Annotated in this window: 13 protein-coding genes; 7 read left to right on the top strand and 6 right to left on the bottom strand. The window is 73.8% G+C overall.

Annotated elements, in window-relative coordinates; all coding sequences use genetic code 11:
• Nucleotides 1-47: 47 nt before the first annotated feature.
• On the top strand, nucleotides 48-1,691 hold the full coding sequence (locus QSK22_RS13305; RefSeq protein WP_285494426.1) for a bifunctional 3'-5' exonuclease/DNA polymerase: 1,644 nt from the start codon (nucleotides 48-50) through the stop codon (nucleotides 1,689-1,691).
• Nucleotides 1,692-1,716: 25 nt separating this feature from the next.
• Here QSK22_RS13305 and QSK22_RS13300 read toward each other — a convergent pair whose 3' ends face one another.
• From QSK22_RS13300 to QSK22_RS13280, 5 genes are all read right to left on the bottom strand, one after another.
• Nucleotides 1,717-2,985, bottom strand: a complete 1,269-nt coding sequence (locus QSK22_RS13300) for a flavin-dependent oxidoreductase (protein WP_285494425.1) — start codon at nucleotides 2,983-2,985, stop codon at nucleotides 1,717-1,719.
• 105 nt (nucleotides 2,986-3,090) lie between these two features.
• Entirely contained in the window at nucleotides 3,091-3,939 is an 849-nt protein-coding gene (locus QSK22_RS13295; protein ID WP_285494424.1) for an ABC transporter ATP-binding protein, read from the bottom strand.
• A gap of 73 nt (nucleotides 3,940-4,012) precedes the next feature.
• Nucleotides 4,013-4,810 (bottom strand): ABC transporter permease, encoded by a 798-nt coding sequence (locus tag QSK22_RS13290; RefSeq protein ID WP_285494423.1) that lies wholly within the window; start codon nucleotides 4,808-4,810, stop codon nucleotides 4,013-4,015.
• Nucleotides 4,807-5,586, bottom strand: coding sequence for an ABC transporter permease (locus QSK22_RS13285; protein ID WP_285494422.1), 780 nt, complete (start codon nucleotides 5,584-5,586; stop codon nucleotides 4,807-4,809). The genes QSK22_RS13290 and QSK22_RS13285 overlap by 4 nt, the downstream gene beginning before the upstream one ends.
• Nucleotides 5,583-6,572 (bottom strand): ABC transporter substrate-binding protein, encoded by a 990-nt coding sequence (locus QSK22_RS13280; protein ID WP_285494421.1) that lies wholly within the window; start codon nucleotides 6,570-6,572, stop codon nucleotides 5,583-5,585. The genes QSK22_RS13285 and QSK22_RS13280 overlap by 4 nt, the downstream gene beginning before the upstream one ends.
• Nucleotides 6,573-6,895: 323 nt before the next feature.
• Here QSK22_RS13280 and QSK22_RS13275 point away from each other — a divergent pair, with 323 nt between their 5' ends.
• The 5 genes from QSK22_RS13275 (at nucleotide 6,896) to QSK22_RS13255 (ending at nucleotide 12,799) form a co-directional block, all read left to right on the top strand.
• Nucleotides 6,896-10,231, top strand: coding sequence for a nitrate- and nitrite sensing domain-containing protein (locus QSK22_RS13275; protein WP_285494420.1), 3,336 nt, complete (start codon nucleotides 6,896-6,898; stop codon nucleotides 10,229-10,231).
• Nucleotides 10,228-10,686, top strand: a complete 459-nt coding sequence (locus QSK22_RS13270) for a roadblock/LC7 domain-containing protein (protein ID WP_285494419.1) — start codon at nucleotides 10,228-10,230, stop codon at nucleotides 10,684-10,686. The genes QSK22_RS13275 and QSK22_RS13270 overlap by 4 nt, the downstream gene beginning before the upstream one ends.
• A 76-nt stretch (nucleotides 10,687-10,762) precedes the next feature.
• A complete protein-coding gene (locus QSK22_RS13265) occupies nucleotides 10,763-11,203 on the top strand; it encodes a DUF742 domain-containing protein (protein ID WP_285494418.1) in 441 nt (146 codons plus the stop codon).
• A 28-nt stretch (nucleotides 11,204-11,231) separates the two neighbouring features.
• The gene (locus QSK22_RS13260; protein WP_285494638.1) at nucleotides 11,232-11,861 is read left to right on the top strand and encodes a GTP-binding protein; all 630 of its coding nucleotides are present in this window, start codon (nucleotides 11,232-11,234) and stop codon (nucleotides 11,859-11,861) included.
• A gap of 137 nt (nucleotides 11,862-11,998) precedes the next feature.
• Nucleotides 11,999-12,799, top strand: a complete 801-nt coding sequence (locus QSK22_RS13255) for an SGNH/GDSL hydrolase family protein (RefSeq protein ID WP_285494417.1) — start codon at nucleotides 11,999-12,001, stop codon at nucleotides 12,797-12,799.
• A gap of 31 nt (nucleotides 12,800-12,830) precedes the next feature.
• Here QSK22_RS13255 and QSK22_RS13250 read toward each other — a convergent pair whose 3' ends face one another.
• A complete protein-coding gene (locus QSK22_RS13250) occupies nucleotides 12,831-13,370 on the bottom strand; it encodes an STAS domain-containing protein (protein ID WP_285494416.1) in 540 nt (179 codons plus the stop codon).
• 302 nt (nucleotides 13,371-13,672) lie between these two features.
• Here QSK22_RS13250 and QSK22_RS13245 point away from each other — a divergent pair, with 302 nt between their 5' ends.
• Nucleotides 13,673-17,341 carry an AAA family ATPase gene (locus QSK22_RS13245; RefSeq protein ID WP_285494415.1) on the top strand — a complete coding sequence of 1,223 codons (3,669 nt, stop codon included), beginning with the start codon at nucleotides 13,673-13,675 and terminating at the stop codon, nucleotides 17,339-17,341.
• The last annotated feature ends 155 nt before the right edge of the window (nucleotides 17,342-17,496 follow it).

The raw sequence follows: 17,496 nt of genomic DNA, 5'->3' as shown, positions 1-17,496 counted from the left end.
CGGCCTCGCGCCGTTTCTGTCGGTGCCGTCCGCGACACTGGGGCGGTGTGAGGATCGCGGTGGCCTGCGGAGAGGACGGCGGGGGCACGCTGCGGCCGGTCCGCGACGACGGCGCGCCCGCCGGGCCTGCCGAGCATGTCGCCGACCTCGCCGCCGCGGTCGCCGACCGCGAGCGCGCCCTCGCCCCCCGCTGGGTGTGGCCGTCCACCGCCCGGGTGTATCCGCGGCTGCTGCGCGCGGGCGTGCGGGTGGCGCGCTGCCACGACCTCGAACTGGTCGAGACGCTGCTGCTCGGCCACGACGGCCGCCACGGCGAGCCGCGCTCGGTGCAGGCGGCCTGGGCCAGGCTGAACGGCGCGCCCGTCCCCGCCGACCCCGCGCCGCCCGACACCGCACCCCAGCCGCCGCTGTTCGACGACGCCGGCGGCGCCCCCGGCGCGGCCGCCCGGCGCGACGACATCGACCAGATCGTGGCGGTGCACGCCGCGCAGCGCCGCCGCATCGCCGGGCTGGAGGGGGGCGCGCTGCTGGCGGCGGCCGAGTCGGCCGGTGCGCTGGCCGCCGCCGAGATGGGCCACGACGGGCTGCCCTGGTCGGCCGAGCGGCACGACGCCCTGCTCACCGAGCTGCTCGGGCCCCGCCCGTCCGGCGGGATGCGCCCCCGCCGCCTGCAGGAGCTGGCCGACCGCATCGGCGAGGCGTTCGGACGGCACGTCAACCCCGACTCCCCGGCGCAGGTGGTCAAGGCGTTCGCCGCGGCCGGGCTGCCCGTCCCGTCCACCCGCGCGCACGTGCTCAAACGCGTCGACCATCCGGCGGTGCCGCTGCTGCTGGAGTACAAGGAGCTGGCCCGGCTGCACACCGCGCACGGCTGGACGTGGCTGGACACCTGGGTGTCGGGCGGGCGGTTCCGGCCCGAGTACGTGGTTGGCGGCGTGGTGTCGGGCCGCTGGGCCACCAACGGCGGCGGCGCCCTGCAGATCCCGCGGGTGCTGCGCCGCGCGGTGGTCGCCGACCCCGGCTGGGTGCTGGTGGTCGCCGACGCCGCCCAGCTGGAGCCGCGGGTGCTGGCGGCGCTGGCGGGCGACCGCGCGTTCGCCCGCGCCGCCGCCCAGGGCGACCTGTACAGCGCCCTCGCCGACGCCTTCGGCGGCGCCCGCGACAAGGCCAAGCTCGCTCTGCTGTCGGCGATGTACGGGGGCGGCACCGGCGAGGCCGGGCAGCTGCTCGCGGTGCTGAAGGGCCGGTTCCCCGAGGCGTTCGGGTTCGTGGAGGCGGCCGCCCGCGCGGGGGAGCGCGGTCACCTCGTCCGGTCGCGGCTGGGCCGCACCTGTCCGCCGCCGTCGGCCGAGTGGCGCGCCCTGACCGCCGAGGGCACCGGGCGCGCGGCCGCGGCGGTGCGCAGCCGGGGCCGCTTCACCCGCAACTTCGTGGTCCAGGCCACCGCCGCCGATTGGGCGCTGGTGCTGCTGGCCGCGCTGCGCCGCCGGCTGGCCGCGCTGGGCCCGCCCCGCCTGGTGTTCTTCCAGCACGACGAGGTGATCGTGCACTCGCCCCGGGAGCTGGCCGGGGAGGTGGGGGCGGCCGTGCAGGCGTCCGCCGAGGAGGCCGGGCGCCTGCTGTTCGGCCGCACCCCCGTCGTCTTCCCCATGCAGATCGCGGTCGTCGACTGCTACGCCGACGCCAAGTGAGACCGGACGGGGACGCGCGAGGACGTCAGCGGCGCACGTTGAACGACTCGCGGTTGTTCAGCTCCTCCGCGTCGGAGAACGACGTCTGCCGGTAGGCGTTGCTGATGGCGGCGATCTCCTCGGCGCTCAGCACGTCCTCGATGCGCTCGAAGCCGTCCGGGGCGCGCTCGCTCACCGTGTGCAGCACGCGGTCGGCGGGCATGTCGCGGCAGGCCAGCACGATCGCGTTCACCGGCTCGCGGCGCACCTTGTCGTAGGCGGCCAGCCCGCCGACCGGGTCGTCGGAACGCTGCGCCAGCTCGTAGGCCAGCACCCGGGCGTCCAGGATCGCCTGCGAGCCGCCGTTGGACCCGATCGGGTACATCGGGTGGGCGGCGTCGCCGAGCAGGGTGACCCGGTCGCGGCTCCAGAACGGCAGCGGTTCCCGGTCGATCATCAGGTGCGACACGATCCGGTCCGTCGACGACAGCAGCGCCGGCACGTCCAGCCAGTCGAACTTCCAGTCGGCGTAGACGTGCAGGAACTCCTCCAGCCGCCCCTCCCGCGTCTCCACGTCGGGCGCCTCGGTGATCCCGTCGTGGGAGATCTTGACCTCGGCGACCCAGTTGAGCAGCGCCCGCCCCTGCTTCTGCAGCGGCCGGGAGATCGGGTAGACCACCAGCTTGGCGCGGGAGTTGCTGCCCGCCACCACGATGGTGCGGTCGTCCAGGACCGGCTCGGTCTCGGCCATGCCGCGCCACACCCGCACGCCGTTCCACAGCATCCCGGGCTCGTCCGGGTGCAGCTGCGCCCGCACCGTCGAGCGGTTCCCGTCCGCCCCGATCAGCACGTCGTAGCGGACGGTCTCGACCGCGCCGGTGGCGCGGTCGCGCAGCCGGGCCCGCACGCCCGTGTCGTCCTGCTCGAACGACTCGAACACCGTCCCGGTGCGCACGGCGTCCGCGCCGAGCCGGGCCCGGACGGCCTCCAGCAGGATCATCTGCAGCTCGCCGCGGTGGATGGAGTACTGCGGCCAGCGGTACCCCTGGGCGGTGCCGCGCGGCTCGGCCCAGATGCGGCCGCCGTGCCGGTCGAAATGCGCCATCGAGGCGGGCTTGCAGCCGGTGGCGTCCAGCTGCTCGCCCAGCCCCAGCTCGGTCAGCTCGCGCACGGCGTGCGGCAGCAGGTTGATGCCGACGCTCACCGGGCGCAGCTCCGTCGCCGCCTCGATGACCTGCGTGCGGATTCCGGCCTCGTGCAGGCTGAGCGCCGCGGTGAGGCCACCGATGCCCGCTCCGACGACAAGTGCGTCCATGAATCGCCTTTCCGTCCTCGCGTTGATGGACGTCCGACCTCGGCCGGCGGAAGGCCGGTCCCCCGCAGCCGCTTCAGCCGTCCCGGCGCCCCGCCGAGATGTCGGCTATGCCCGTCTTGTGGTGTCCATCCTTGTCGCGCCGACGCCGCCCGGCGCGGCCTTCGCGGAATCGACCGCAGTGACATCGGTCTCGCCGAGCGCGCCGCGGTCGCCGCGCACCAGCCGGCCCACCGCGGCCCGCGTGCTGATGAACTCCGGCAGCCCCCGCGTCTCGATCTGGTCGCGCTCGGCCGGCAGCGGCACCGGCACGTCGGCGACCACCCCGGTGGGGGACGGCGCCAGCACGACCACCCGGTCACCGACGTAGACGCTCTCGTCGATGTCGTGGGTGACCAGCAGGATCGTCATCCGCTTCGCCCGGTGCACGCGCAGCACCAGGTCCTCCAGGTCCTCCCGGGTCTGGGCGTCCACCGAGCCGAACGGCTCGTCCATCAGCAGCAGCGACGGCTGGTAGGCCAGCGCGCGGGCGATCGACACCCGCTGCTGCATGCCGCCCGACAGCTGCCAGGGGTACTTGCGGGCGGCGTCGGCGAGCCCCACCGACTCCAGCGCCCGCATCGCCGCGTCCCGCCGCTCGGCCTTGGACTTGCCGCGGCGGCGCAGCGGCAGCGCCACATTGTCGCGCACCGTCAGCCAGGGGAACAGCGAGCGGCTGTAGTCCTGGAACACCACGGCCAGCCCGTCGGGGACGCCCTCGACCGGCTCGTTGTCGAGGACGACCTTCCCGCCGGTGGGGCGGATCAGCCCGGCGATGCAGCGCAGCAGCGTGGACTTGCCGCAACCGGACGGGCCGACGATGCTCACCAGTTGCCCGTCGGGCACGGTGAGGTCCATGCCGCGGATGGCGATGTGCCCGTCGGGATAGGTATGGCTGAGGGCGGCAATCTCCAGCACGACGACAACCCTTCTGTTGGTGGTAGCGAGGCTTGTGCTCGCGGGGGGCGGCCCCCGCGCCCCCCTGGTCGTTTCAGTTGGCCAGCCTGCGGGCACCGCTGTGCCAGGCGAGCAGCCGCCGTTCCAGCAGCACGAACACCCCGTTGAACAGCAGTCCCAGCACGCCGAGGATGACGATCCCCGCCCACATTGCGGGCAGGTCGAAGTCGCGTTGCGCGCCGATCAGCTGCGCGCCGATGCCCGCGGTGCTGCCCACCAGCTCCGACAGCACCATCAGGATCAGCGCGAAGCCCAGGCTGACCCGCAGCCCCGCGAAGATCTTCGGGGCGGCGGCCGGCAGGATCACCGTCGCCAGGCGCTGGTACCGCGACAGCCCGAACACCCGCGCGGTCTCCAACTGCAGGGAGTCCACGGTGCGCACGCCGTCGGCGCTGTTGAGCAGCACCGGCCACACCACGCTGAACGCGATCGTGATGATCTGCATGGTGGCGCCCAGCTGGAACACCATGATGAAGAACGGCAGCAGGGTGGGCGGCGGCACCGCCCGCAGGAACTGCAGCAGCGGGTCCAGCAGGTCGTTCAGCGTGCGGGAGCGGCCGATCGCCACGCCCAGCGCGACGCCGACGACGCAGGACAGCAGCCAGCCGGCGAACAGGTGGCCCAGGCTGGTGGAGAAGTCGTCCACCGCCTTGTCGGTGAGGAACAGCCGGGACGCCGGGCCGGAGAACCACATCTCGTGCAGCGCCGAGACGATCTTCGACGGCGGCGGGAAGTACTCCTCCTGCACCGCCCGGGTGCCGATCTCCCAGGCGACCACCGCGAGCACGACCAGCCACAGCCGCTCGGCGGCCGCGCGCAGCAACCGCGTCATGACACCCCCTCCACACGGGCGGTGTTCCAGCGGAAGGCGAACCGCTCCAGGCCGACCAGGGCCGCGTTGGCGGCCAGCCCCAGGACACCCGCCCAGCACGCGCCGGCGAGCATGACATCGGTGTCGCCGCCGCCGGACTGGCTCTCCATCAGGAAGACGCCGATGCCCTCGCCGCCGCCCGCCAGCAGCTCGGCGCTGATGACGACGACGAGCCCGACGGACGCGGCGATGCGCACGCCGGTGGCGATGAACGGGCCGGCGCTGGGCAGCGACACCCGCCACAGCACCGATCCCTCGCCGAAACCGAACGCGCGCAGGCTCTCCTTGGCGACCGGGTCCACGTCGCGCAGCGCGTACAGCGTATTGATCAATATCGGCCACAGCGAGGCGTAGAAGATCAGCGCCATCTTCTGCTGGGTGACCGAGGAGAACATGATGAGCACCAACGGGATCAGCGCCACCGACGGGATGGGGCGGCACATCTCCACCAGGAAGCGGGAGGCGGTGCCCAGCAGGGGCACCGCGCCGAGCAGGACGCCGAGGGGGACGGCGACGGCCACCGCCAGCGCCAGCCCGCCGGCCCAGGCGCGCACCGTGTCGCCGACGTCGACCAGGAAGTCGCCGTCGACGGCCAGCCGTCCCGCCTCCGACAGGATCGTCGAAGCGGCGGGCAGGGCGTCCCCGTCGACCAGGCCGAGCCGGTTGACCGCCTCGACGACGAGGATCGCCCCGACCACGCCGGCGGCGCCCAGGAGCAAGCGCCGGGGAGCGATCATCCGGACGTCGCCCCCGAGATCAGCAGCGGCTTGACGTCGATGCGCTGGCTGGCGATCCCGAACTGCTGCATGACGTCGGCCACGCGCTGCAGCCGGGTCGCGTTCAGCGACGTCGGGTAGGCGGTGTACACCATCGTGGCGGCGACGTTGGCGTCGATGCCGCGCGCGTACTTGGGCAGGATGTCCTGCACCACCTTGCGGTCGGCGGCCATGCCCTGCGCCTTGACGATCGCGCGCTGGAAGGCGGCGACCGTCTTGGGGTTCTTGTTGGCGAACTCCTCGGTGGTGGCGTAGCCGGCGAGCGGGAAGTCCGCGGTGGCCCCGGTGGACAGGTCGGCCAGCAGCCGGGCGCCCAGCTTCTGCTGGATCTGGGTGCCGAACGGCTCGATCGCCTGGACGGCGTCGACACTGCCGGACTTGAGCGCGGCCTCCATGTTGGGCGGCGGCACCTCGACGAAATTCTTGTCCTCGTCGAGTTCGACGCCCGCGGGCTTGGCGGCCGAGCGCACCAGCAGCGTGCCCACGTTGCGCTTGGTGTTGACGCCGATCTTCTTGCCCTTCAGATCGGCGATGCTGCGGATCGGGGAGTCCTTGGCGACCAGCAGCGTGTGCGTCTTGGGGGCGGTCTGCGACGCCTCGGCGACGATCTTCGGCTTCAGCGCCCCGGTGGCGGCGGCGTTGAAGAACGAGACGTAGTTACCGAACGAGATGTCGAGCTGGCCGCTCTTGAGGCGCGGGATGGCCTCCGCGCCACCGTTGATCACCTGGGTCTTGACCGTCAGGCCCTCGGCCTTGAACAGGCCGCGGCTGATGGCCAGCTGCAGCGGGGCGGTGTCACCGACCAGCATGGTGCCGACGGTGATCTCGGACTGCTCCAGGCCGTTGGCCGACTCCTTCTCATCGGAGTCACCGCAGGCGGCCGCCGAGGCGGCCACGGTCAGGGCGAGGGCGCCGGCTAGCAGGGTGCGGCGATGGAGTGCATGCATTTGGCAACGCTCCGTGATGCGGGGGAGGGTTGATCAATGTGATCTTTCAACGGTCGGGGAGCGTAGCGTACGGGCGCGGGACATGGTCGTAAGATGCCGCTTTACATGTACAAATGTGAACAGCTGTAAACAATCTGTGACATCTTCGGCTCATTCATCACAAGTCATGACCTGTGTGATCATTCGGGTTGGCTGTGGTGGTGGCTCTGTGTTGCAATGTTCCGCGCTCGCCCGCAGAGGCTCTTGGGGCGCGAAATCAATCCGAATCGCGTTCGGGGCATGTGGGCCGCGAGCGGTCGTCCATTGAGAGGTAGCGGAGGGCAGTGCGCACAGCGGAAGGGGCCGAGGTCGCCCCGCAGTCCCCCCGGGCAGCGCCCACTACCGGCAAGGAACCCCAGCGCAAGAAGGGTTCCGGCGGGTGGCTGCGGCTGCGCAACTGGCGCGTGACCACGCGTCTGATCGCCGTCATCGCGATCCCGACGGTCGTTGCGGCGGTGCTGGCCGGTGGCCGTGTCCACTCTTCCGTGGAGAACGCGGGGGAGTATCGGCGCAGCAGTGATCTGGCTACTGTCGGTAGTCGTCTCAGTGTGCTGTCCCAGGCGCTCGAGAACGAGCGCGACGCCATGGCCGAGCGCGCCGCGGGCGGTGCGCGCGCCGTGGACGATGACACCCTGCGGCAGCGCCAGTCGGCGGTGGACGCCGCAGCGCGTCAATACCGTCAGGCCGTCGCCGACGCGGACATCACCGGGACGCAGCTGCGTCTCGGCCTGGCCAATATCGACAACCGGGTGCGGTCGCTGAGCGCGCTGCGGTCGCTGGCCGGCCGGCTGGGTCCCGGCCCGGTCGTCGACAAGTACAGCGAGTTCAACGACGACATCCTGGCCCACCTGGTCGTCGCCGCCTACGACTCGTCCGACTCCGACACCGCCCGCAGCCTGCTGACACTGGTGTCGCTGTCGCGCGCCAAGGACGCCGCTTCCCGCGAGCGCGCCCTCATCGCCGCGGCCTTGTGGGACCGCCGGTTCGACACCGCCACCCTGCAGGGAGTGCAGGACGCCCGGGCGGACCTGACCCGCAGCATGGCGGACTTCCGGGCCTCGGCCAACCTGGCCGAGGAGCGGCTGTTCGATGACACCGTCACCGGTCCCGAGCTGGACCAGGCGGAGTACACGCGGGCCCAGGCGCTGACCCTGGCGGCCCGCAGCACGTCGCTGAGCATCCAGCCGCTGGGTCCCCGCCAGGCGAAGGACTGGGTGAACGACTCCACCGCCCGCATCGACCGGATGCAGCAGGTGGAGACCCGCCTGCGCGCCGACCTCGGCAAGCGCGTCGACAAGCTGCGCTCCGACGCCGAGTTCGCCACCGTCCGCGACGCGGTGCTTCTGGCCCTGCTGCTGGCCGTCGTCCTGGTCGCGGTCATCGTGGTGGCCCGGTCGATGGTGCGGCCGCTGCGCCGCCTGCAGGAGGGCGCGCTGGAGGTCGCCGGCACCCGGCTGCCCGGCCTGGTGGACCGGCTGCGCGACCCGCAGGCCGCCGCCGAGGGCATCGAGGTCGAGCCCATCGACGTCGACTCCAAGGACGAGATCGGCCAGGTGGCGCGGGCGTTCGACGAGGTCCACCGCGAGGCGGTCCGGCTGGCCGCCGACGAGGCGGTGCTGCGCGGCAACATCAACGCGATGTTCGTCAACCTGTCGCGGCGCAGCCAGACCCTGATCGAACGCCAGCTGCGGCTGATCGAGGAGCTGGAGCAGAGCGAGCGCGACGAGGAGCAGCTGGCCAACCTGTTCCGCCTGGACCACCTGGCCACCCGCATGCGCCGCAACTGCGAGAACCTGCTGGTCCTCGGCGGCCAGGAGCAGGTGCGCCGGTGGAACCGCCCGGTGCCGCTGATCGACGTGGTGCGCGCCTCGCTGTCGGAGGTCGAGCAGTACGAGCGGGTCGCGGTGCGCGTGCAGGGCGACATGACCGTCTCCGGTCCGGTCGTCAACGACCTGGTGCACCTGCTGGCCGAGCTGGTGGAGAACGCCACCACCTTCTCCGCCGAGCACACCAAGGTGACGGTGTCGGGGCAGCTGCTCAGCGGCGGCGGCGCCATGCTGCAGATCAACGACAACGGCGTGGGCATGTCGGCCGAGGAGCTGGAGCAGGCCAACTGGCGGCTGGCCAACCCGCCGGTCATCGACTTCTCCGCGGCCCGCCGCATGGGCCTGTTCGTGGTCGGCCGCCTGGCGGTGCGGCACGGCATCCGGGTCGAGCTGCGCGCCGCGCAGGGCGGCGGGATCACCGCGTTCGTGATGCTGCCGGACGCGGTGATCAGCGCCGGCGAGGGCGGCGGTGTCGGCACCCGCGGCTTCGGCTCCCGCGACGCCGACCCGGCGGGGCGGTCACCGCAGCTGGCCGGGGTGTCGGCGCAGTCCGCGATGGCCGGGCCCGGCGGCTCCGGCGGCGGGATGTTCCAGCGCGGCGAGGCCGACGACCCGTACGGCGGCACCGGCGGGCAGCCGATGCTGCGCGGGACGGGCCCGCTGCCGACGGTCGGCGGCACCGGTCCGCATCCCATGGCCGGAGCCGGCCCGCACGGCGCGCCCGACACCACCGGACCGCTCCCCGTCAACGACGGCTCCGGCCCGCAGCCGCAGCGGTCCGGCCCGGCCGAGCCGCAGCAGGCGTTCGGCAACACCGGCCCGCTGCCGATGGGCGGCGAGTACGAGCCGAAGGACACCTACGGCGTCGACGCCCGCGCTTCCCACGCGTCCGGCGGCCGCGACCCGTACGGCGGCGCCCGCGACCCGTACGGCGGCGCCCGCGACCCGTACGGCGCCGGCGAGGACCGGCCCGGCTACGGCGCCGAGGAGCGCCCGGGCCGCGCCGGCGACGACCGCCCCGGCTACGGCGGCGATCTGCCCGTCCGCAAGCCCGGCGCGCATCTGCACAACTCGGAACCGGTCGTGCCGGAGGCGCAGCCGGCCGTGCCGGAGCAGGACCGGCCCCGGCAGGTGTCGTGGGAGACCGGCCCGATGCAGCCCGTCCGGCCCGGCAGGCCGGGCAGGCCGGCCCGGCGTCAGCCCGGCGGCGGCCAGTGGGACGACGCGCCGGCGCCCGAACCGGCGGCCGCGGACGAATTCTCCGCCCAGGACGGCCCCTACCCGGACGAGCCGTTCGGGCAGGCCGCCCCGCCTTCGGTGCAGACGCCCCCGGCGGCCCGGCCGCCTGCGCGCGGCTCGTCCGCCCCACAGGGCGGTGTGCGTCCCTCCGAGCGCTCCCCTATCTTCGATGCGATGCAATCGGAGTGGTTCCAGCGCCGGACCGAGGGCGCGTCGGGGGACCCGGCCAAGGGCTGGTCGTCCCCGGCCGACGAGGGCTTCCGGGTGGCGGAGGCCGCGACCCGCAAGCCGGTCGCGGGCAGCCGCACCGCGGCGGGGCTGCCCAAGCGGGTGCCCGGTCGCAACCGGGTTCCCGGCGCGGTCACGCCGCAGAACGCCGCGGCGCGACGCGAGCAGGCGCAGAGCCAGTCCGCTGACGTCGTACGGAATCGTTTCGCGAGCCTGCAGCGCGGCGTGCGCCGCGGACGCGATGAGGCTCGCGGCGCGGCCGGATCCGCCGGCACGCATGGTGAGGGTCCGTCACAGGATGGCGGAGAGACAGGAGGCACCCCGTGAGCGGGCAGGATCTCAACTGGTTGGTGACGAACTTCGCGGATCGCGTCCCGAAGGTCGCCCACGCCGTCGTGGTCTCCTCCGACGGGCTGCCGATGGCGTACTCGTCGGGTTTCCCACCGGAGCGGGCCGACCAGCTGTCGGCCATCGCGTCGGGCTTGATGAGCCTCACTCAGGGCGCGGCGAAGATCTTCGATGCCGGCGGGGTGAACCAGACCGTCGTGGAGATGGACCGCGGGCTGCTGTTCGTGATGGCCATCGCCAACGGCTCGGTGTTCGCCGTGCTGGCGGCGCCCGACTGCGACCTGGGCCTGGTGGCATACGAGATGACGTTGCTGGTGGAGCGCGTGGGTCGGGTCCTGACGCCGGCGCTGCGCTCCGCGGGCGACGGGCAGCAGCAGCCGCCGTACGGCGGGCCGTCGGTGTCGGAGATGGGTGCGGGTCCGGCCCGCTATTGACCAGTAATGACCCCGGGGGTGCGGGGGCGGCGTCCCCCCGTAGTGGCAGCGACTGACTCGGACGGAGGTCGGCGAGATGGATCGAGGCAGGCCCTACGGGCCCGGCCCGGGAGGCCCGCCCCAGTGGCCGGGCGATCCGGCCCAGGGACGCCCAGCGCCGGAGGCCCGGGCGGAGGGTGAGGCCAGTTCACTGGTGCGCCCCTACGCCGTGACCGGGGGCCGTACCAAGCCGCGGTACGACCTGGCCATCGAGGCCCTGGTCACGGCGGCGCCCTACCCGCCCCGCGACATCTCCAGCCTGACGCCCGAATACCGGGCGATCATGGATTTGTGCCGGTCGGCGCGCTCGGTCGCCGAGGTGTCGGCGCTGCTGCGCATCCCGCTCGGCGTCGCCCGCGTGCTCGTCGCCGACATGGCTCTGGAGGGACTGCTGCGGCTGCACCAGTCGCGCCCCGCCAATGCCCAGCCGGACCTCCGCCTACTCGAAAGGGTGCTCAGTGGCCTTCGCAAGCTCTGAACCCGCGCCGCCCGGCGCGGACGGCGAGCTGACGTCCGTCAAGATCGTCGTCGGCGGCGGCTTCGGCGTCGGCAAGACCACCTTCGTCGGGTCCGTCTCGGAGATCATGCCGCTCACCACCGAGGCGGTGATGACCGCGGCCAGCGCCGAGGTGGACGACCTGTCGGCGGTGCCCGACAAGACCACCACCACGGTCGCCATGGACTTCGGCCGCGTCTCCCTGGACAGCGAGCTGATCCTGTACCTGTTCGGCACGCCCGGCCAGCACAGGTTCTGGTTCATGTGGGACGACCTGGTGCGCGGTGCGATCGGCGCGGTGGTGCTGGTGGACACCCGCCGCCTGGAGGACTGCTTCGCGGCCGTGGACTACTTCGAGGAGCTGGGACTGCCGTTCGTGGTCGGCGTCAACGGCTTCCACGGGGAGTTCCCGTACGCGGTGGAGGACATCCGGGAGGCGCTGTCGATCAGCAAGCACGTGCCGATCATCAAGTGCGACGCGCGCAGCCGGCAGTCCACCAAGCAGGTGCTGATCACGCTGGTGCAGCACGCGATGGCGGTGCACTCGGCATCGGTCGGGCCGATGCCGCCGTCGGCGCCGTCCACGCCGCCGGTGCCGCCGAGCGGCGGTGCGGTGGGCACCTCGCCCAGCTGGACCTGACCGGCGCGTCCTGCGCACGCGGGCCCGGAGCCGCGCGGCGGCTCCGGGCCCGCGTGCCTACGGTCGCGTAGGGTTATATGCACCCTGCATGATATGTCGTCGTGATCGGTTGGATTGCGCCGTATCAGGGGGTTGCTATGGACCAGTCGAAGGACGTGGTGTCCGCCCGGCGGGTCGGGACGTACGTCGCGGTCGGCGACAGCTTCACCGAGGGGCTGCAGGACCCGTACCCGGACGACCCCGACCGCTTCCGCGGCTGGGCGGACCGGCTAGCCGAGCGCCTGGCCGCGCACAATCCGGGGCTGCGGTACGCCAACCTGGCCGTGCGCGGCAAGCTGCTGCGGCAGATCGTCGCCGACCAGGTGCCGGCGGCCGTGGAGATGCGGCCGGACCTGGTGACGTTCTGCGCGGGCGGCAACGACATCATCCGCCCCGGCACCGACCCCGACGCGCTGGCCGTGGAGTTCGACGACGCCGTGCGGCGGCTGCGCGGCTGCGGCGCCGACGTCGTCGTCTTCACCGGGTTCGACCCGCGCGACCACCGCGTCGGCTCCCGGCGGCTGCGCGGCAAGGCCGCCACCTACAACATGCACCTGCGCGCCATCGCCGACCGGCGCGGCTGCGCCGTGGTGGACCTGTGGTCGCTCATGCCGGTCTTCCGCGACGCCCGGGCCTGGCACGAGGACCGCCTGCACCTGTCCCCGGAGGGGCACCGGCGCATGGCGCTGCGCGTCGCCGAAGTGATCGGCGTCCCGGTGGACGAGGACTGGCGCGAGCCGTGGCCCGACGACGTCCCGCCCGTGGGCCGCCTCACCATGTACCGCGAGGACCTGCGCTGGGCCCGCACCCATCTGCTGCCATGGATCGGGCGCCGCGCCACCGGCCGTTCCAGCGGCGACGGCCGCACGCCCAAGCGGCCGACTCCGCTGCCGCTGTGAGCCCCGTCCGCCGCGTGCGGCGGGACGCCGGTCAGGTGCCCGTCGCGGCGGCGGGCCGCTCGGCGGCGGGTCCTGCGCTCCCGCCTTCCGGGGCCCCGCTCCCCGTGGCACCGGTCTCGCCGGCCCCTTCTTCGGGGGCCTCGTCTTCGGAGGCCGCGCCCGCCTCGCCGGCCGGCTGCGGGGTTTTGACGGCGGCGGCGACCGCCTCCTCGACGGTGTCCACGATGGTCAGCCGGCGGTGCAGCCCGGTGATCTCCAGGGCTCGCCACACGATGGGCCGGGGGGCGACCAGCACGAGGCAGCCGCCGGCCTCGGCGGCAGACCGGTAGCAGCCGATGATCACCGAGAGGCCGTGCGAGTCCGTGAACTCCAGCCCGGCCAGGTCGAGCACGACCCGGTCGCCGTGCTCGCGGCGCGCCCGGCGCAGCCGCAGGCGCAGCTCGTCGGCGGTGGCGATGTCCAGCTCGCCGCGCAGCCGGACCACGGTGCACCCGCCGTACGGGCGGGAGGTCACTTCCAGCGGCTGCACGGGGGTCCCCATCTCGATGGACACGGTGGTCGCGGTGGACACGCCTCCGCCGGACCCGGCGGCGAAATCGGTTCATCCGGCAACTATCCCGGAGCGGACGACGCCTGCCAATAAGGCGACATCCCCATAGGGCGTCTCGACACTGTCCGTAACGGCGGAGCCCGCGGCAGGGGGACCACTCGCCGCACTATGTGCCATCGTCAAGGGCGCAAACGGGGGCCGCTCCGCCTTTCCTGCGGGCGTAAGGTGCTTGCCAGACGTGACCGATAAGTGTTCTCACGGGGGACGTTCTCACGCGAGACGTCCCCCGTGGCCGCGGTGGGATCTAAGGAGGAGCGTCCCAGGTGAGCGCGCCCCGGTTGCCCGACCATCTCGAACTGCTGCTGACCGACGAACCCGTCCTGGACGTGTACGCGCACGGTCCCTGGCGGGTGCCGGACGGCCTGTACGAGGAGATGCGGGAACGCGCCGTCGCCTTCAACGCCGACGAACGCGCGGTGCTGCTCGCGCGGCCGCTCAGCGACTTCTACGGGCCGCGCACCTCGGCGGCCGGGGCCGAGCAGTGGTCGCTGCTGACGTTCCTGCTGGGCGCCTCGGCGGTGCGGGGCGGCTCGCGCGGCGACGTGGAGTACGAGCTGCTGTCGGACTTCTTGGCCGCGCCCGAGCCCGCGGTGCGCGACCCGCTGGCGTGGTTCACCCAGGGCGGCCGGTGGCGCCCGCCCGGCCTGTGGCTGCCCGAGCCCGCGGGCGACGACCCCGAGCGCCGTGCCGTCATGTACCGGCTGGCGCGCGACGGCCTGGAGGTGTTCGCCGGGCTGGAGCCCCTGGAGCCGCGCCGCCGGGCGCTGGTGGAGCTGTTCGACAAGCGCGCGGCCGACCCGGTGCTGCGCGAACAGGACCTGACCGTCCCTCAAGACCGCCTGGAGGCCGCGTGGGCGGACGGCCTGCCCGACGACACCCTGGCCGTGCTGCCGGAGCTGGCCGGGCCCGTCGGCTACCTGAGCTGGGTGTGCCAGGGCCTGGACGCCGCGCACGGCCGCCTGGCCGCCCAGCTCGGCGACACCGAGCCCGCCGACGCCGCCGTCGCGAACCTGCTGCTGGCGGCGGAGCTGACCGCCGTGCCCGCCGAGATGGCCGTGGCGGTGGGCACGGCGCGTTACGAGAACCTGCAGGACCGGCTGCGCGCCCTCCGCGGTGAGTTCGACGTCGAGGCCTGGCAGCTGAACCTGCGCGCCTGGCTGGCCCGCGGGCTCGTCGCCGGCGAGGCCGACGCGTGCCGCGCCTGGCTGGACATGGCGGTCCGCCTCACCGGCGCCGTGCAGGGCCTGCCCGAGACGGCAACCATGCCGCGCTGCCGCGTCCCGGTGCGCGCGTTCCAGGTGGACCTGCGGCGCCTGTTCGCCTCCCGCCGCGTCGCCAACCACCTGGTGGGCCGCCTGGCCCCGCCCGGCGCCGCCGCGGCCGGACGGCAGGCCCCGCCCGGCGCCTCCCCGGCCGCACCGGAGGCCGCCGAGCTCAAGGAGGCGCTGGTCGGGCAGCCCGAGCTGACCCGCGCGCTGCGCGAGGCGCTGGCCGCGCGGGCCGCGGGGGAGCGCCCGATCCGCCTGCTGGTGGCCGGCCCCGAGGGCACCGGCAAGGGCACCGCCGCCGAACTGCTGGAGCGCGTCCTGGCCGAGAGCGGCGCCATCCGCGAGGCCGCCTGGGTCTCCGACCAGGTGTTCGCCGAGCTGAGCGTCAGCGACGCGGTGCTGTGGCTGCAGGCCGGCGTCCGCGAGTGCCTGCAGGCGCGGCTGCTGCTGGTCGTCGACGACCTGGAGCGGCTGGCCTCCTACGAGCGGTGCGGGCCCGCCGCCGCGGAGGAGCTGCGGCGGCTGATGGCCCGGTCGCCGACGCTGGACGTCGTCGCGCTGTGCCGCCCCGGCGGCGACCGCCGCCTGTTCGACGCCAATCCCGCCCTCGTCCGCGCCTTCGAGGTCACCCGCACCCGCGACTTCCGGCAGGACGACTACACCGAGCTGTTCCGCCGCGCCGTCGCCCGCCGCGGCGCCGCGGTCGCCCGCGAGGTCGCCGCCCAGGCCGGCGCCCTGCTGGCCGCCACCCCGCCCCTGCTCAACCTGCGCGGCGCCCGCCTGGTCGAGCACCTGGCCAACCAGGCCACCGCCAACGCCCGCGCCCGCCTGGCCGCCGCCCTGCAGGCCGAGCCTCCCCGGCCCGCCGCCGAGGACGCCGACCCGTCGCCCGCCGCGGCCGAGGCCCCGGCCGCCGGCGGGCCGGGGGTCCTGGAGGTCGTCGCGGCGGACCTGCCGCAGCGGCTCATCCCGGGCCGGGCCGCAGAACGCGACCCCCACGCCGAACTGGCCGCCCTGGCCGGCATCGAACCCGTCAAGCGGGAGATCGCCGCGCTGGTCGCGGAGGCGAAGGCGGCGCGGTTGCGGCGCGAGGCGGGCATGGCCGTGGCGTCCCGCCCCCGGCACCTGGTGTTCGCCGGCAGTCCCGGCACCGGCAAGGGCAAGGTCGCCGGGATTCTCGGGCGGATCTTCGCCGAGGTGGGGGCGCTGTCATCGGGGCACCTGGTGGAGGTGGACCGGGCGGACCTTCTGGGCGAGTACACCAGCGAGAGCGCCTTGAAGATGCGGCGGGCCGTGGAACGCGCGCTGGGCGGTGTGCTGCTGGTGCGCGGTGCGCACGCGCTCGCCCAGGTGGAGCCGGTGCGCGGCCGGGAGCTGGTCGGGGCGCTGCTGACCGCCGTCCAGACGCATTCGGACGACCTGGTGGTGGTGCTCACCGGGCCCGAGGCGGAGCTCAACGGGTTGTTGCGTTCGCATGAGGATCTGGCGGCGTACTTCCCCAAGACGGTGCGGTTCCCGGATCTGACCGACGACGAGCTGGTGGAGGTGTTCGCCCGCAAGGCGGCCGAGTCGGGGTTCGCGCTGGCGGCCGGGGTGCTGGGGAAGGTGCGGGCGCTGGTGCAGGCCGCGCCCCGCGACCGCGGGCTCGTCAACGCCCGCCTGATGAGCCACCTGCTCGACCGGGCCGTGGCCATGCAGGGCCGGCGCGTGCTGGAGGACGGCGTCGTCGACGAGCACGAGTCGCTCGACGAGATCCTGCTCGCCGACGTGCCCGACTCCCTGATGCCCGGCCGCGAGGCCGTGTCGGACGACCCCCTGGTCCAGATCGACCGGCTGGTCGGGTTGGCGGCGGTCAAGCAGGAGGTGGCGAGGCTGGTGGCCGAGGCGCGCGCCGAGCAGGTCCGCCGCGACGCCGGCGTGCCGATCGCGTTCCCGACCCGGCACATGGTGTTCACCGGCAACCCCGGCACCGCCAAGACCACCATCGCCCGGCTCATCGCCGCGGTGTACGCGCAGCTGGGGCTGCTGTCGTCCGGTCATCTGGTGGAGGCCACCCGGGCCGACCTGGTCGCCGAGTACATCGGGCAGACCGCGCACCGCGTGCGCACCGTGGTCGAGCGCGCCCTGGGCGGCGTGCTGTTCATCGACGAGGCCTACACGCTGGCCGGGACCGGCGGCGACCAGCGCGACTTCGGCCACGAGGCCGTCGCCGAACTGCTGCGGCTGATGGAGGAGCACCGCTTTGACCTGGTCGTCATCGTCGCCGGGTACGGCAGCGAGATGGAGCGGTTCCTGGCGTCCAACCCCGGCCTGGCCTCCCGGTTCCCCAAGCGGCTGCACTTCCCCGACTACAGCGTCGACGAGCTGCTGGCCATCTTCGAGCTGATGGCCGACCAGGCGGGGTTCACCCTGGGCGACGGGGTGCTGGGGCAGGTGCGGGCGCGGCTGGCGGCCGAGCCGCGCGGCGCGTCGTTCGGCAACGCCCGCGTGGTGCGCAACCTCCTGGACGCCGCCATCGCGCGGCAGGCGCAGCGCATCACCGCCGCCGCCGACGCCAAGCCCGGCATCAAGATGGACGACGCCGAGGTGCGCATGCTGCGCACCGAGGACCTGCCTCCCGGCCCGCAGGAAGCCGGCCGCGGCGGCCACGGCCCCTACATCTGAGCCGCGCGACGCACGGGGCGGCCGTGGGCCGGAGGGCTGAGCCGACCGGTCCGCATGTCGGTGGATGAGGTGACATCGGCGGACTCACAATCATGCGGTGGATTGACGCGCGGGACACGCCGGGTTGTCTAAGGTCTACGGGTACGACGCGAAGG

The organism is Actinomadura sp. NBRC 104425, from assembly GCF_030269545.1.
Classification (GTDB): Bacteria; Actinomycetota; Actinomycetes; order Streptosporangiales; family Streptosporangiaceae; genus Spirillospora; species Spirillospora keratinilytica.
This window is presented reverse-complemented; position numbering and strand designations above follow the sequence as displayed.

Bases quoted from the DNA above. Each gene is read 5' to 3' on its own strand.
- QSK22_RS13300 (WP_285494425.1), bottom strand. From the start codon at position 2,985: ATGGACGCACTTGTCGTCGGAGCGGGCATCGGTGGCCTCACCGCGGCG.
- QSK22_RS13280 (WP_285494421.1), bottom strand. From the start codon at position 6,572: ATGCATGCACTCCATCGCCGCACCCTGCTAGCCGGCGCCCTCGCCCTG.
- QSK22_RS13285 (WP_285494422.1), bottom strand. From the start codon at position 5,586: ATGATCGCTCCCCGGCGCTTGCTCCTGGGCGCCGCCGGCGTGGTCGGG.
- QSK22_RS13290 (WP_285494423.1), bottom strand. From the start codon at position 4,810: ATGACGCGGTTGCTGCGCGCGGCCGCCGAGCGGCTGTGGCTGGTCGTG.
- QSK22_RS13265 (WP_285494418.1), top strand. From the start codon at position 10,763: ATGGATCGAGGCAGGCCCTACGGGCCCGGCCCGGGAGGCCCGCCCCAG.
- QSK22_RS13255 (WP_285494417.1), top strand. From the start codon at position 11,999: ATGGACCAGTCGAAGGACGTGGTGTCCGCCCGGCGGGTCGGGACGTAC.